Origin of the sequence: Nocardioides silvaticus, from assembly GCF_003160695.1 — a bacterium.
GTDB classification, from domain to species: Bacteria; Actinomycetota; Actinomycetes; order Propionibacteriales; family Nocardioidaceae; genus Nocardioides; species Nocardioides silvaticus.
In genome coordinates this window covers 56,988-71,153 of record NZ_QGDD01000008.1, presented here as the reverse complement: position 1 = coordinate 71,153, position 14,166 = coordinate 56,988, and the positions used below count along the sequence as shown (strand labels likewise).

Below are 14,166 nucleotides of genomic sequence, written 5' to 3'. Positions count from 1 at the left end.
TCGATAGCCTTGGGCGGGTGAGCACCCGCGCCGAGCAGTACGTCGCCGACGTGCTCCGGCGCGACCAGGTCTCCCCACACCTGGTGCGGCTGACCCTGGGCGGTCCCGGGCTGGCCGGGTTCACCTCGACCGGCGTCCCGGACGAGTGGGTCGGACTGGTCGTGCCCGGCCAGTTCCAGAGCCGCTACTACACGGTGCGGTCGTGGTCCGGCGGGGAGCTCGTGCTCGACGTCGTCGTCCATGAGGTCGGCCTGGTCACCGAGTGGGCCTCGGGCGACTGCGTCGGCGACCAGGTGACGATCACCGAGCCGAAGGGATCGTTCGCGATGCCCGACGGCGCGGCCTGGCTGCTCCTCGTCGGCGACCTCACCGCCCTGCCGGCGATGGCGCGGATCGTGGAGACCCACGGGCGGTCGGTCCCGACGCGGGTGTGGGCAGAGGTCAGCGACGTCGAGCAGCTCGCCGACTACCTGCCCGGCGGCGCCGACGTGGCGTTCATCGGGCTGGACGGGCCGGACAGGTCGAGCCGGCTGGCGGAGATCGTCGAGCGGATCGACTGGCCCGAGGGCGACGGCTACTTCTGGATGGCCGGTGAGTCCGCACAGATGCGGGCGATCCGCAAGCACCTGATGCGGGAGCGAAGGCTGCCGTCGACGGCGTACGACGTGATGGGCTACTGGCGCGCCGTCGCCGCCCGCCAGCCGCGCCCCGTCGACCCCGGCCCCATCTGGCGCGCCGGAAAGGCCGCCGGCAAGACCGACGACGAGATCTGGGCCGACTACGACTCCGCGCGGGCCGCCCAGGAACAGGGACAGCAATGAGCCGCGAGTTCGACCACGAGTCCGAGGACTTCGACGACGAGGACTTCGACGACGAGGACTTCGACGAGGACTTCGGCGCGATGCCCGCGCCGGCTCCGGCGACGTTCACCGCGTCGGAGGGCTTCCGCAGCGGGTTCGCCTGCTTCGTCGGCCGTCCCAACGCCGGCAAGTCGACGCTCACCAACGCCCTGGTGGGACAGAAGATCGTCATCACCTCCGACAAGCCGCAGACCACCCGCACCGTCGTCCGCGGCATCGTGCACCGCCCCGACGGGCAGCTGGTGCTCGTCGACACCCCCGGACTCCACAAGCCGCGCACCCTGCTAGGGGAGCGCCTCAACGACCTGGTGATGGCCACGTGGTCGGAGGTCGACGTGGTCGCCGTCTGCTTCCCGAGCGACGAGAAGATCGGCCCCGGCGACCGGTTCCTGGTGAACGAGCTCGGCAAGGTGCGTCGTACGACCAAGATCGCGGTGGCCACCAAGACCGACCTCGCCGAGCCCGACCGGATCGCCGCCCACCTCCTCGACATCGCCGAGCTCGGCCGTGAGACCGGCACCGACTGGGCCGAGATCGTCCCCGTCTCCGCCGTCGCAGGCGACCAGGTCGGTCTGCTCGCCGAGCTCCTGGTCGCCCGGATGCCCGAGGGCCCCGCGCTCTACCCCGACGGCGACCTCACCGACGCCCCCGAGGAGGTCCTCGCGGCCGAGCTGATCCGCGAGGCCGCCCTCGACGGCGTCCACGACGAGCTCCCGCACTCGATCGCCGTCGTCGTCGAGGAGATGGGCCTGCGCGACGGCCGCCCCGACGACAAGCCGCTCCTCGACATCTACGCCAACCTGTACGTCGAGCGCGACTCCCAGAAGGGCATCGTCATCGGCAAGAAGGGCACCCGCCTCCGCCAGGTCGGCTCGGTCGCCCGCAAGCAGATCGAAGCCCTCCTCGGCACCCCCGTCTACCTCGACCTCCACGTCAAGGTCGCCAAGGACTGGCAGCGGGACCCCCGCCAGCTCCGCAAGCTCGGCTTCTGACCCCCGCCGACCCGTCGCAAACTCGCACGCGGACACCGCCGACCCGTCGCAAACTCGCACGCAGTTGGCCTCGACCCGTCGCAAACTCGCACGCGGACACCGCCGACCCGTCGCAAACTTCCACGCGAATGGCCTCGACCCGTCGCGTACTTCGCGACGGGTCGGCGACTCTGGGGCGTGAGTTTGCGACGGGTCGGCGACTCTGGGGCGTGAGTTTGCGACGGGTCGGCGACTCTGAGGCGTGAGTTTGCGACGGGTCGGCCGTTAGTCGGGGGCCCAGCAGAGACCCCAGGTCTGGCCCATCTCCCACTGCTCCTTCGTGGGGTACTCGTAGCCCCAGCGGTAGTCCAGCGGGTCGTCGGCGACGTCGAGCCCGGCGTCGGAGCAGGGGGTCTCGAGGGCATCCTTGGCGGCGGCGACGCCGGGGTACTCGCCCGGGTCATAGGGGACGACACGGATGGCACGCCAGGAGTGGTCCGCGGAGCAGATGACGCGTTCGAAGTCCTCGGCGTCGGGGGCGGCAGTGCCGCACATGGCGTAGCGGTCGCGGACGGCGTCGTCGTCGAGCGCGCCCTCGAGGCTCGTGTCCGGCTCGGCGAGCACCTCGTCGCCTGCCACGACGACGACGTCGCAGCGGTACCACTCGGCGCCGCGATCGGACTGGGCGAGGCTCGGGGTGAACCACACCGGGCGGATCATGCTGAGCCGCAGGTCGGCCTGGTCGCCGCCGAGGAAGTCGGCGAGGGCGGCGGGACACGCTTCGGCGACCTGGGCCTGGACGTGCTGGGAGTCGACGGCCACCAGATGACCCTGGACGACGGTGTCGAGCACGCCGACGGCGTACGTCTCGGAGGTGTGGCGCCCCTTGCAGGCCGTGGGCTTCGAGGAGTTCGTGGGTGCGAGCGCCTGCCGGAAGCTGAGCGCGTAGCAGGCACCGTCCTTCGGCGCCGCGGGCGGCGGCGCCGCGGTGGGCGGCGAAGTCGGGGCCGCCGTGGAGGTCCCCGTCTCGGCCGGTTGGTCGTCGTCACCGCCGCCGGAGCATCCTGCGAGGAAGGTGACGGCGAGACCCGTCGCCAGGAGGTACGGCGCCGCGCGGCGTCGTACGCCGCGATCAGTCACGCGTCTTCGCCCAGCACACCGACCGCCGGATGCCGGCCTGCCACTCGGCCTCGTGGAAGTGGGTGAACGCGTACTCGAAGCGCGCCGGGTAGTTCAGCCACGCCTTGATCGACTCGGCGCAGAACGCCTTGGTGCGGCTCGCGACCACCTCGTCGCCGGGATACTCGTCCTTGGGCTCGCCGACCTTGATCGTGGTGGCTGCACGCCACTGGTGGTCCTGGGCGCAGGGCACCTTCTCACCCTCAGCAACCGTCTCCCCGGTCGCGCAGACCAGCCAGCGGTCGTCGGGACGACCGAGGAGGAGGCCCTTCGCCGTCTGGGGCAGCGGCCGGTACTCCTCACTCGATGCGTTGCCGCCCACGACGTCGCAGCGGTACCAGCGGGCGCCGTCGTCCCACGCCTTCTCCGACGGCCGGAACCACGCCCAGCTCACGATCGTCCGCAGCACCAGGCTCTCGTCGGCGCCGAGGAACTTCGCGTACTTCTTCATGCAGGTCCGGTAGGCGTACTCGCCGAGCTTGGAGTCGTCGTAGTCGACGTCGTCGAACTCGGCGGGGAGCTCGCCCACCGCGAACGTCTCGGCGGTGTGCTTCTCCTTGCAGTCGACGGTGCTGGTGGCGTTGGCCGGCAGCTCGACGTCGGCGGGGGTCAGCATGCGGCAGACGCCGAGCTCGGGGAGGGCGGTGGAGTCGACCTGGTCGGGGTCGACGTTCTCGCCCTGCGGCTCCGAGGAGCAGGCGACCAGCGCGGACATCACGAGGAGAAGGCCGAGCACGGCAACGAGAGCGCGGGCGTGCCTCATCGCCGTCTCCCTCGCTGGTCTGGTCCGATGTCCGTCAGGTGCTGAGCAGTGCCGCGATCGTAGCGCCCAGCTCGTACGCCGCCGACTCGTCCTCGGGAGTGACGTCCCCGAGCAGGGCGAGCACGTCGTACGACTGCTTCCAGCCGAGCGCACCCACGATCGACTGCACCGCCCGCACCCCGCCGGTGAGGTCGTAGCGACCGTGCATCCAGAGACCGTAGGGCCGCCCCTTCGTCTGACCCTCCGACTCGCCGGCCCCGCCGCCGGGATCGAGCGCCCCGCCGACGGCGAGGAAGGTGCTGTCGAAGAAGTGCTTGAGAGCCCCGCTCATGTAGCCGAAGTTCACCGGCGAGCCCAGCAGGTAGCCGTCCGCCGCCAGCACGTCGTCAGCGGTCGCCTCCAGCGCCGACCGTACGACGACCTCGACCCCCTCGATCGCGTCGTCGCCTGCCCCGCTCAGCGCCGCCTCGAACAGCGCCTGGGTCGAGCGGGTAGGGGAGTGGTGGACGACGAGAAGTCGGGCCATCCGCGGAACGCTACCCGGCTCGCCGGCACGGCTAGCGCCGGAATCCGATGATCTTGGCGCTGACGACGAGATCGCCGCCGTCGTTCAGGGTGACGTGGATGGTCGACTTCACACGGAGCGCGAACCGAACCACTGCGTGACCGCTCCGATCGAGCCGGTAGGGAACTCGGCCGCTGACTTGGTCATTGCGGTCCCATCGCTCGATCCAGGCGATGCCGCGGCGTGACTGGAGGGGGCCCGCGGCCCGAACGTCGACCGTCACCCTCTCGCCACGGGCATAGCGCTTCTTCCGGGTGGTGACGCGGAGGACCGTGTCCTCTCGCGGCCGGATGGCCCAGAAGCGAGCCTCGGAGCCCCGATCGGCGAACTCGATCCCGTAGAGCACTTCCTCGCCGAACTCGAGGGATCGCCGGCGGAAGCTCAGCTCCTCGTCCTGGAAGATCGGGTCGTCGGTGCTCACGAACGCGTGGTCGCGCATGAGGTGCGTTGTCGTCGAGTAGACCCGGACGTCCCCTGCCGGCGAGTAGCGGTGGAGTCCGAACGCCACCACGCCGTCCTCGCGTGCGACGACGGTCTCGGGCTCTGGCTGGGTCGGTGCGTTCACCGGGCTTCCGTCGTACGCGCCGACGACGGAGAGGTCGCGCATGTCGAGCACCAGCCCGGATTCGACGACCAACCGGTCGGTGCCGGGGATCACTGCGAGGTCCGTGGTCTGGTTGAGGACGGAAGTGTCGCCACGGTCGACGATGGCAACAGGATCCGCCTCGACGTCGAAGGACGAGATGTCGTATCCGCCGATCAACGCGACCAGGATCCCGTGCGCAGCGGAGAACACGAGTCGGCCGCTCCCGGATCCGGGATGGGTCACGGGCACGTCCGCGGTAGCTGGGTCGAAGATCCTGATCGCGCTGAACTTGTTGGGACAGTAATCGCCGAAGACCACAAGTCTGCCCACGCGAACCAGGTCCTGCGGGCACGAGGGCATCGTCTGCGAGCCGGTTGTCCAGCTCGGCAACGGATGCTCGGCGACGACCTCGAGGGTGGACGTGTCGATCTCGGCGATGGCGTGGTCGTCCGACAGCCCGACGTACAAGCGGGTGGCGTCCTCGGAGAGCACGAGTCCGCGGGCTCCACCCATGCCGGCGATGACACCGACCGGCTCGCCCTTCAGGTCGAGGACGACCAGCTCGCTGGAGCCCCTGTCCTGGCTGACGTATACGTGGCCATGGGCCTCGTCCACCGCGAGATCGAAGAAGCCGTCCAGTCGCAGCGAAGTACGTGCGTCTGCCCCAGCCGACGGTTGCAGCGCGGCGAGAGCCGCAGTGACGGCGAGTGCGGTGGTCACGATCACGACGCCGCAGGTCCGACGTACCCGAGAGGTGTTCAAGAATGGTTCCCGTCGATAGGTGGTCGGGCGGATGCTAATCTGGCTCCCGTCATGATGCGCGCGCTTCTTCTTGGTTGCCGCAGCGAGGTCTGAATCTGCCGGACCCCCTCGCTGCGGAGTGTTCGTGCGCGACCGGCGCCCATCGTTCGCCGATCATCGAGGTAAGTCATGACCACCATTCCCGAGCAGCAGCCCAGCGGGATGCCGTTCCACCGCTACACCGCGTTCCAGCCCGTCACCGTCCCGGACCGCACCTGGCCGGACCAGAAGATCACGAAGGCGCCGCGGTGGCTCTCCACCGACCTGCGTGACGGCAACCAGGCACTCATCGACCCGATGAGCCCGGCGCGCAAGATGAAGATGTTCGAGCTCCTGGTCCGGATGGGCTACAAGGAGATCGAGGTCGGGTTCCCGGCGGCGAGCCAGACCGACTTCGACTTCGTGCGCCAGCTCATCGAGGACGACAAGGTGCCGGAGGACGTCCGCATCTCCGTGCTGACCCAGGCTCGCGAGGACCTCATCGAGCGGACGGTCGAGTCGCTGGTCGGCGCCGACAAGGCGACCGTCCACCTCTACAACGCGACCGCCCCGCTCTTCCAGCGCGTCGTCTTCAACGTCTCGGAGGCCGAGTGCATCGCGATCGCGACGCGCGGCACCGAGTGGGTGATGAAGCACGCCGAGAACCTGCTGTCCGGGTCGGACTTCGGCTACCAGTACAGCCCCGAGATCTTCACCCAGACGCCGACCGACTTCGCGCTCGAGGTGTGCGAGCGGGTGTCCGACGTGTGGCAGCCGGAGCCCGGCCGCGAGATCATCCTCAACCTGCCGGCGACCGTCGAGATGTCGACGCCCAACACCTACGCCGACCAGATCGAGTACTTCGGGCGCGGCCTGACGCGGCGCGACGTCACCGCGATCAGCCTGCACCCCCACAACGACAGGGGTACGGCGGTCGCGGCGACCGAGCTCGCGCTGATGGCCGGTGCCGACCGGGTCGAGGGCTGCCTGTTCGGGCACGGCGAGCGCACCGGCAACGTCGACCTGGTCACGCTGGCGATGAACCTGTTCAGCCAGGGGATCGACCCGATGGTCGACCTGTCCGACATCGACGAGGTCCGCCGCACCGTCGAGTACTGCACCCAGCTGCCGGTCCACCCGCGCCACCCCTACGCGGGCGACCTGGTCTACACCGCCTTCTCCGGCTCCCACCAGGACGCCATCAAGAAGGGTCTGGAGGACCTCGACCGGATCGCGGAGGACGCCGGCAAGCCGGTCGGCGAGATCCCGTGGGAGGCGCCGTACCTGCCAATCGACCCGAAGGACGTCGGCCGCACCTACGAGGCCGTCATCCGCGTCAACAGCCAGTCCGGCAAGGGCGGGGTCGCCTACGTGCTGAAGGCCGAGCACAGCCTCGACCTGCCGAGGCGAGCCCAGATCGAGTTCAGCCGGGTCATCCAGCAGCACACCGACGCGCAAGGCGGGGAGGTCACGCCGGAGGAGATCTGGTCGATCTTCCGCGCCGAGTACCTCGACCGCACCCAGCCCTACGAGCTGACGAGCTGGAGCTCGGTCACCGACGCCGAGGGCGACGACGAGCAGCAGGTCAACCTCGTGGTCCGCGGCGAGGAGCGCACCTTCTCCGGCCTGGGCAACGGGCCGGTGGCGGCGTTCGTCGACGGGATGCGGCAGGCGGGTGCGGACATCCGTGTCCTCGACTACGCCGAGCACGCCCTCTCCTCGGGCGGCGACGCGGTCGCGGCGGCGTACGTCGAGTGCGAGATCGCCGGCGAGATCGTCTGGGGCGTCGGCATCCACCACAACATCGTCACGGCGTCGCTCCGCGCGGTGGTCTGCGCCGCCAACCGGGCCCAGGCCGAGACGATCCCCCACCGGAGCTGAGGCGCCTGTCAGGATGGAGGGGTGAGCGAACGACACCTCGCCTCCGAGCGGGTCGGCCAGTTCTTCCTGGAGACCGACGGCGGTCGTGACCGCCTGGAGTACACCGAGTACGGCACCGGCGACGCCTGGGTGGTGCTGCTGCCCGGCCTGCTGATCCCGCGGCGGATGCACGACCACCTCGCGCGGACCCTTGCGGCCAACGGTGCCCACGTGGTCACGCTCGACTTCCTCGGGCACGGCAGGTCGGACAAGCCGGACGACCCGTTCGCCTACTCGGTGACGTCGTTCGCGCGGCAGGTGGTCGCGCTGCTCGACGAGCTGGGTGCGGGGCAGGCGGTCATCGGGGGTACGTCGCTCGGGGCCAACGTCGCGCTCGAGGTGGCGGCGATCGCCCCGGAGCGGGTGCGTGGCCTGATCGTGGAGATGCCGGTGCTCGACAACGCGCTCGAGGTCGCCATCGTGTCGTTCGCGCCCCTCCTCCTGGGTGCCCGGGTGTTCCCGTTCGCGTTCTCCGGGCTGCGGTTCGTGACCCGGCGGGTGCCGCGCGGCGTCGTGCCGTGGTGGATCGGGATCGGCCTCGACACGCTCGACCACAAGCCGGGCCCGCTGGCGGCGTACGTCCACGGGCTGTTCTTCGGCCGGGTGGCGCCGCCGGCCTCGGAGCGCCGCCGGATCCAGGCGCCGACCCTGGTCGTCGGCCACCCGCGCGACCCGCTGCACCCCGCGTCGGACGCGGAGATGGTCGCGAGCGAGCTCCCGAACACGACGTTCGTGAAGGCCACGTCGATCCTGGAGTGGCGCCGTTCGCCCGAGCGGCTCGACCTGGCGGCCACGAAGTTCGTGCTCGACTGCTGGCGCCCGGCGCGGCGCACACGGCGTACCGCGAACTAGTCGGTGGTGGGCGGCAGAATGGGCGGGTGCTCTACCGCGACGAGGCGATCGTGCTCCGCACCCGCAAGCTGGGTGAGGCCGACCGCATCATCACCCTGCTGACCCGTCAGCACGGGCTGGTGCGCGCCGTCGCGAAGGGCGTGCGCCGCACGACGTCCAAGTTCGGCTCGCGGCTCGAGCCGTTCACGCACGTCGACCTGCAGCTCGCCGTGGGGCGCAACCTCGACACGATCACGCAGGCCGAGGCGCACGGGTCGTACGCCGCACCGCTCGGCGCCGACTATCAGTGCTACACCGCCGGCACGGCGATGCTGGAGACCGCCGAGCGGCTGGTGGTGGAGGAGCGGGAGCCTGCCGTCCAGCAGTTCCTGCTGCTGCTCGGCGCACTGCGCGCGATGGCGTCGGGGGAGCGGGCGGCCGGGCACGTGCTCGACTCCTACCTGCTGCGCTCGCTCGCCGTCGCCGGCTACGCCCCGTCCTGCTCCGACTGCGCGCACTGCGGCCGCGAGGGGCCGCACCGGTGGTTCAACCCGTCGATGGGCGGCGTGCTCTGCGCGACCTGCCGGATCCCCGGCTCCGCCAGCCCCGCCCCCGAGACGCTCACGCTCCTCGGGGCGCTCCTCTCCGGGGACTGGCCGGTCGTCGAGGCGGCCGATCCGCGCCACGTCCGCGAGGCGAGCGGGCTGGTCGCCGCGTTCGTGCAGTGGCAGCTCGAGCGCGGCCTGCGGTCGTTGCCGTACGTCGAGCGGGCGGCCCCGTAGGGTCGTCTAGCCTTCACCCGTGCGCCGCAGCAGCCGATCGACGACCTCGCGTCGGGAGCCCCGTCCGCCGACCCCGCACCCGTCGGGCGCGCGGCCCCCGGCGATCCCGGCGGAGCTGGTCCCGCACCACGTGGCGATCGTGATGGACGGCAACGGCCGGTGGGCCAAGGAGCGGGGGCTGCCCCGCACCAGAGGGCACGAGCAGGGCGAGCACTCGCTGTTCGACGTGGTCGAGGGCGCGATCGAGATCGGCGTGAAGGCGATCTCGGCGTACGCCTTCTCCACGGAGAACTGGTCCCGCAGCCCCGACGAGGTGAAGTTCCTCATGGGCTTCAACCGCGACGTGATCCGCCGCCGACGCGACGAGATGCACGAGCTCGGCGTCCGCGTGCGCTGGGCCGGGCGGGCACCGCGCCTGTGGAAGTCGGTGATCAAGGAGCTCCAGGTCGCCGAGGAGATGACGAAGCGCAACGACGTCCTCACCCTGACGATGTGCGTCAACTACGGCGGTCGCTCGGAGCTGGGCGACGCGGCCCGGGCGCTGGCCCAGGACGTCGCCGCCGGGCGGGTCAACCCGGCGAAGGTCGACGACCGCACGCTGGGTCGCTACCTCTACGTCCCCGAGCTCCCCGACGCCGACCTGATCTGGCGCACGTCGGGGGAGCAGCGGCTGTCCAACTTCATGCTGTTCCAGGCCGCCTACTCCGAGCTCGTCTTCTCCGACGTGCTCTGGCCCGACGTCGACCGCCGGCATCTGTGGGAGGCGGTCGAGGCCTACGCCAGGCGCGACCGGAGGTACGGCGGCGCCGACCCGGTGTGACACCGGTCTGACTCGTGCGAATCTCCTGCCGATCCAGCGGTGCGGGCAATACGCTTCGCGCCATGAATCCCCCTCGTCTGGCCCGCCTCGTCGCGCTCGCCCTCGCCGCGTCCCTCTCCCTCGCCGCCTGCGGCGACGACGGTGACGGCGAAGCGACCGACGTCGAGACCGTCTTCGAGACGGTCACCCCGGGCGCCGAGGACACGGGGGCGTCGGACCCCACGGAGCCGCCGAGCGACACGACCACCACGGACGTGCCGACCACCGAGTCGATGACGATCTCCCCGACCGGCGACGTCGACGAGGCGGAGCTGGCCGAGGACATCCAGTCCGCCCGCCAGGTGGCCGACGGCTGGTGGGCCACGCACTGGAAGGACTATTTCACCGGCAACTACACCGCGCCCAACGTGTTCAACGGTGACGGCATCTACGACGGCTACGACACCGAGAACGCGCCGACCTGCTATGGCGACGTGCTGCCGCCGGGCAACGCCTTCTACTGCCCCGACGGCGACTACGTCGCCTGGGACATCACGCTGCTGGAGCTCGGCTACGAGATCGGCGACTCCTGGCCCTACCTGATCATCGCCCACGAGTGGGGTCACGCGATCCAGGCGGACCTGTCGATGGACCTCCAGTCGGAGCAGTACGAGCTGCAGGCCGACTGCCTCGCCGGCGCCGTCCTCTACGGCTCGAGGGACGACGGGACGCTGGAGTTCGAGCCGGGCGACGAGAAGGAGATCGTCGACGGCCTCAACTTCATCGCCGACGAGGTCCCGTGGGGCATGAGCGGCGACCACGGCGACTCCTTCCAGCGGATCGAGGCGTTCAACCTCGGTCGCACCGACGGCGTCCCCGGCTGCCTGCCGGGCATGACCAACTGATCGGAGCTAGTGCTCGTCGTAGTGCGCGCCGTGCTCGGCATGGCGGTGTCCGTCGTGGACGTAGTCGACATGATCGTCGTGCGGGACCGCGAGGTGCCCGCAGCGCGGGCCGTGCTGGTGCGGGTGCTCGCCGGCCGGCTCGTGGTCGGTCGGGACCGTCTCGGGGAACGGGGCGCGCAGTCGGGCGCGGTGGCGGGTCCACACCCCGACCGGCCAGGCGATCACGTAGCCGGCGAGAGCAAGCAGCACGATGGTCGGGCCGGGCGTCGCGTTGATGTCGTGCGTCGACGCCACCGCCGCCAGCACGAGGCCGCCCACCGACGCGAGGGTGCCGAGCACCATCGCCGCGGCGATCGTGGTGCGGAACGAGCGCGTGAGCTGCTGCGACGTGGCCACGGGCACGACCATCAGCGCTGAGACCAGGAGCAGGCCGACCGTGCGCATGGCGACCGTCACGCTGACCGCGGCGAGCACCGCGACCAGGACGTTGTAGAACCGGACCCGCAGTCCCGCCACCCGGGCGAACTCCTGGTCCTGCGCGACGGCGAAGAGCTGCGGCGCGAGGCCGAGGCAGAGGAAGATCACCGCCGGTGCCAGCACCATGGTCACCAGGAGGTCGTCGACGGAGATCGTCGTGAGGGATCCGAAGAGGTACCGCTGGAGCGAGGCAGCGCTCTCGTTGCCGATGCCGCTGATCAGGATGCCGCCGGCGAGCCCGCCGTAGAAGAGCAGCGCGAGGGCGACGTCGCCGTTGGTCTGCCCGCGTTCGCGGATGACCTCGAGGAGGATCGATCCCGCGATCGCGACGAGCACCGCCGTCCACAGGGGAGACGCGCCGGTGACCAGGCCCAGGGCGACGCCGGTGACGGCCACGTGGCCGATGCCGTCGCCCATCAGCGCCAGCCGGCGCTGGACGAGGAACGTGCCGACCGCGGGTGCGGCCAAGCCCGTGAGCAGGGCCGCGATGAGTGCGCGCTGCATGAACGGCAGCTCGAAGAGCTCGATGGCGTTCATCGGACCCCTCCGTTCGGCGGGTCCAGCGGCGAGGCCACCCGGGGCGCGTGGTCGCGGTGCGACGGCCCGGCGTGGTGGTGGTGCGTGTGCGGCTCGGCGAACCACGGTTCGTGCGCCTCGTGGTCGCGCAACGGCGGCCCGTCGTAGACGATCCGGCCGTCCCGCATCACCACCGCCCGGTCGACCAGCGGGGCGAGCGGCCCGAGCTCGTGCGCGACGAGCACCACCGTCGCCTGCCGTGCCTTGAGCGCGCCCAGCGCGCCCGCGAGGGCCTGCTGGTTGGGCAGGTCGACGCCGGCGGTCGGCTCGTCGAGGAAGAACAGGTCGGGCTCGCCCGCGAGCGCGCGAGCGATGAGGACCCGTTGCTGCTGGCCGCCGGAGAGGTGGCTCACGGCGTCCCGCCGCCGGTCGGCCAGGCCGACCACCTCGAGCGCCTCTTCGATGGCGGCGCGGTCGGCGCGGGTGAGCGGTCGCAGCAGCCGGCGGCGGGTCAACCGGCCGGCGGCCACGACCTCCCAGACCGAGGCGGGTACGCCGGACGCCGCCGTCGCCCGTTGGGGCACGAAGCCGATTCGCTGCCAGGCTCCGAAGTCGTCGAGCGGCGTGCCGAAGAAGCGGACCTCCCCGGCGCTCACCGGGCGCAGGCCGAGCAGGGCGCGGACGAGGGTGGACTTGCCGGAACCGTTGGCCCCCATCAGGGCCAGGAAGTCGCCCTCCCCGACGTCGAGGTCGATCCCGCGGAGCACGGGCCGGCCCCCGATCTCGACCGCCCCACCCGCGATCGAGACCGCTGGCGTGGAGCCAGGGGTCATCGGCATCCGTTGGCTTCCCTGATCGCGTCGAGGTTGGACCGCATCAGTGAAAGATAGTCCTCGCCGGACGAGGCGTCGGTCAGGCCCTCGATCGGGTCGAGCGTGGCGGTCCCGAGATCGAGGTCGGCTGCCAGGCTCTCGACCAGGTCGGGCTCCAGCGGCTCGCTGAACACCGTCGTGATCCCCTCGTCCGCGATGAGCTCCTGGAGCTCGCCGACCACCGCCGGGGTCGGCTCGGCGTCCGGGGAGAGGCCGACGAGCGGGGCCAGGTGCACGCCGTACTTCTCCAGGTAGCCGAACGCGTCGTGCGACACCACGATCGTGTCGCGCTCGCAGTCGGCCAGGCCTGCCACGTAGTCGTCGTCCAGCGACTGCAGGTCGGTCCTCAGGTCGGCTGCGTTCGACCGATAGTCGTCGCCGTGGTCCGGGTCGATCTCGGCGAGCTCGTCCGCGACCGCGTCCGCGAGGTCGGCGACCCGCAGCGGGTCCTGCCAGAAGTGCGGATCCGTGTCTCCGTGATCGTGCTCCTCGCCTTCGTGCTCCTCGCCCTCGTGCGCCTCGCCCTCGTGCTCCTCGTGCTCCCCGTGGGACTCCTCGGCCGCCAGCAGGTCCACCACCTCCGACGCGTCCAGCGGAACGCCCTCGGCGTTCTGCTCGACCGCGTCGTCGACGGCGGGCTGGAAGTCGTGCTGGAACACGACCAGGTCGGCCGAGGCGATCTCGGCGGTCTCGCCGACGTCGAGCTCGAGGTCGTGCGGCTCGGTGCCCGGCTGGGTGAGCAGCTCCACGTCCGCGTGGTCGCCCGCCACCCGCTCGGCGACATAGGCGAGGGGGTAGAACGCGGCCGCCACCGTCACCCCGTCGTCGGAGTCGGCCCCGCCTTCGTCGAAGGCGGAGCACCCGCTCGCAACGATGCTGAGCGAGAGGACGACAGTGCAGAGGATCGGCCAGCGCATGAGAATCATTCTCAACTAGTCGGGGGGCGACCGTCAAACCGGGGCGGATCGCTACGCTCGTCCGGTGCTCGTCGTCAACCGGTTCCGGCTTCCGGAGGGCGCGTCGGAGGACGTCTTCCGCGCCGACCTCACTCTCGCCCACGAGACCCTCGCCGCCCAGCGCGGCTATCTCGCGGGCGAGATCGGGCGCAACCTCGACGACCCGTCGCTGTGGGTGCTGACCACGCGCTGGGAGTCCGTCGGCGCCTACCGCCGCGCGCTGTCGACGTACGACGTCAAGCTCAGCGCCGTGCCCACGCTGAGCCGCGCGCTGGACGAGCCGAGCGCCTATGAAGTGGTGGGCCCGAGCTCGGTTCTGAACGTCCAGCAGGCCCGCGTAACCTAAGGGTCTCGACAAGCTCGACCAGCGAGAAAAGAGCGCTCCGCAGCCGGCGGAGCGCCCC

Annotated in this window: 15 protein-coding genes; 8 read left to right on the top strand and 7 right to left on the bottom strand. The window is 70.9% G+C overall.

Annotated features, from left to right (window positions below; translation table 11 throughout):
• The first annotated feature begins 17 nt into the window (after positions 1-17).
• Positions 18-821, top strand: coding sequence for a siderophore-interacting protein (locus tag DJ010_RS16650; RefSeq protein ID WP_109695829.1), 804 nt, complete (start codon positions 18-20; stop codon positions 819-821).
• Positions 818-1,852, top strand: coding sequence for a GTPase Era (gene era / locus DJ010_RS16645; RefSeq protein ID WP_439331698.1), 1,035 nt, complete (start codon positions 818-820; stop codon positions 1,850-1,852). The genes DJ010_RS16650 and era overlap by 4 nt, the downstream gene beginning before the upstream one ends.
• A 264-nt stretch (positions 1,853-2,116) precedes the next feature.
• Here the strand turns inward: era and DJ010_RS16640 are convergent, their stop codons facing one another.
• The 4 genes from DJ010_RS16640 to DJ010_RS16625 are packed head-to-tail and all read right to left on the bottom strand — an operon-like array spanning position 2,117 to position 5,644.
• Positions 2,117-2,971, bottom strand: a complete 855-nt coding sequence (locus DJ010_RS16640) for a septum formation family protein (protein WP_109695827.1) — start codon at positions 2,969-2,971, stop codon at positions 2,117-2,119.
• Positions 2,964-3,773 carry a septum formation family protein gene (locus tag DJ010_RS16635; RefSeq protein ID WP_109695825.1) on the bottom strand — a complete coding sequence of 270 codons (810 nt, stop codon included), beginning with the start codon at positions 3,771-3,773 and terminating at the stop codon, positions 2,964-2,966. Before DJ010_RS16635 ends, DJ010_RS16640 begins: the two co-directional genes overlap by 8 nt.
• Positions 3,774-3,807: 34 nt before the next feature.
• Positions 3,808-4,299 (bottom strand): flavodoxin family protein, encoded by a 492-nt coding sequence (locus DJ010_RS16630; protein ID WP_109695823.1) that lies wholly within the window; start codon positions 4,297-4,299, stop codon positions 3,808-3,810.
• Positions 4,300-4,330: 31 nt separating this feature from the next.
• Positions 4,331-5,644, bottom strand: a complete 1,314-nt coding sequence (locus DJ010_RS16625; RefSeq protein WP_158283043.1) for a YncE family protein — start codon at positions 5,642-5,644, stop codon at positions 4,331-4,333.
• Positions 5,645-5,854: 210 nt separating this feature from the next.
• Between DJ010_RS16625 and leuA the strand changes: the two genes are divergently transcribed.
• From leuA to DJ010_RS16600, 5 genes are all read left to right on the top strand, one after another.
• Complete coding sequence (gene leuA, locus DJ010_RS16620) at positions 5,855-7,585, top strand: 2-isopropylmalate synthase (protein WP_109695819.1); 1,731 nt, start codon at positions 5,855-5,857, stop codon at positions 7,583-7,585.
• Positions 7,586-7,606: 21 nt separating this feature from the next.
• Positions 7,607-8,476 (top strand): alpha/beta fold hydrolase, encoded by an 870-nt coding sequence (locus DJ010_RS16615; RefSeq protein ID WP_245927632.1) that lies wholly within the window; start codon positions 7,607-7,609, stop codon positions 8,474-8,476.
• Between the two features lie 26 nt (positions 8,477-8,502).
• Positions 8,503-9,237, top strand: a complete 735-nt coding sequence (gene recO, locus DJ010_RS16610) for a DNA repair protein RecO (RefSeq protein ID WP_109695817.1) — start codon at positions 8,503-8,505, stop codon at positions 9,235-9,237.
• A 19-nt stretch (positions 9,238-9,256) separates the two neighbouring features.
• Positions 9,257-10,057, top strand: a complete 801-nt coding sequence (locus DJ010_RS16605; protein WP_109695815.1) for an isoprenyl transferase — start codon at positions 9,257-9,259, stop codon at positions 10,055-10,057.
• 62 nt (positions 10,058-10,119) lie between these two features.
• The gene (locus tag DJ010_RS16600) at positions 10,120-10,941 is read left to right on the top strand and encodes a neutral zinc metallopeptidase (protein WP_109695812.1); all 822 of its coding nucleotides are present in this window, start codon (positions 10,120-10,122) and stop codon (positions 10,939-10,941) included.
• 6 nt (positions 10,942-10,947) lie between these two features.
• On the opposite strand, the gene DJ010_RS16595 is transcribed toward DJ010_RS16600, so the two are convergent.
• Genes DJ010_RS16595 through DJ010_RS16585 form a run of 3 tightly spaced genes read right to left on the bottom strand, consistent with a single transcriptional unit; the run spans position 10,948 to position 13,723 of the window.
• A complete protein-coding gene (locus tag DJ010_RS16595) occupies positions 10,948-11,955 on the bottom strand; it encodes a metal ABC transporter permease (protein ID WP_109695810.1) in 1,008 nt (335 codons plus the stop codon).
• On the bottom strand, positions 11,952-12,767 hold the full coding sequence (locus DJ010_RS16590) for a metal ABC transporter ATP-binding protein (RefSeq protein WP_211318838.1): 816 nt from the start codon (positions 12,765-12,767) through the stop codon (positions 11,952-11,954). The genes DJ010_RS16595 and DJ010_RS16590 overlap by 4 nt, the downstream gene beginning before the upstream one ends.
• On the bottom strand, positions 12,764-13,723 hold the full coding sequence (locus DJ010_RS16585) for a metal ABC transporter substrate-binding protein (protein WP_158283042.1): 960 nt from the start codon (positions 13,721-13,723) through the stop codon (positions 12,764-12,766). Before DJ010_RS16585 ends, DJ010_RS16590 begins: the two co-directional genes overlap by 4 nt.
• A 64-nt stretch (positions 13,724-13,787) precedes the next feature.
• On the opposite strand from DJ010_RS16585, the gene DJ010_RS16580 reads away from it, so the two are divergent.
• Positions 13,788-14,108: an antibiotic biosynthesis monooxygenase family protein gene (locus DJ010_RS16580; RefSeq protein ID WP_109695804.1), complete on the top strand. Its 321-nt coding sequence runs from the start codon at positions 13,788-13,790 to the stop codon at positions 14,106-14,108.
• Positions 14,109-14,166 lie beyond the last annotated feature (58 nt).

Bases quoted from the DNA above. Each gene is read 5' to 3' on its own strand.
- DJ010_RS16600 (WP_109695812.1), top strand. From the start codon at position 10,120: ATGAATCCCCCTCGTCTGGCCCGCCTCGTCGCGCTCGCCCTCGCCGCG.
- DJ010_RS16595 (WP_109695810.1), bottom strand. From the start codon at position 11,955: ATGAACGCCATCGAGCTCTTCGAGCTGCCGTTCATGCAGCGCGCACTC.
- DJ010_RS16635 (WP_109695825.1), bottom strand. From the start codon at position 3,773: ATGAGGCACGCCCGCGCTCTCGTTGCCGTGCTCGGCCTTCTCCTCGTG.
- DJ010_RS16585 (WP_158283042.1), bottom strand. From the start codon at position 13,723: ATGCGCTGGCCGATCCTCTGCACTGTCGTCCTCTCGCTCAGCATCGTT.
- DJ010_RS16630 (WP_109695823.1), bottom strand. From the start codon at position 4,299: ATGGCCCGACTTCTCGTCGTCCACCACTCCCCTACCCGCTCGACCCAG.
- DJ010_RS16590 (WP_211318838.1), bottom strand. From the start codon at position 12,767: ATGACCCCTGGCTCCACGCCAGCGGTCTCGATCGCGGGTGGGGCGGTC.
- leuA (WP_109695819.1), top strand. From the start codon at position 5,855: ATGACCACCATTCCCGAGCAGCAGCCCAGCGGGATGCCGTTCCACCGC.
- era (WP_439331698.1), top strand. From the start codon at position 818: ATGAGCCGCGAGTTCGACCACGAGTCCGAGGACTTCGACGACGAGGAC.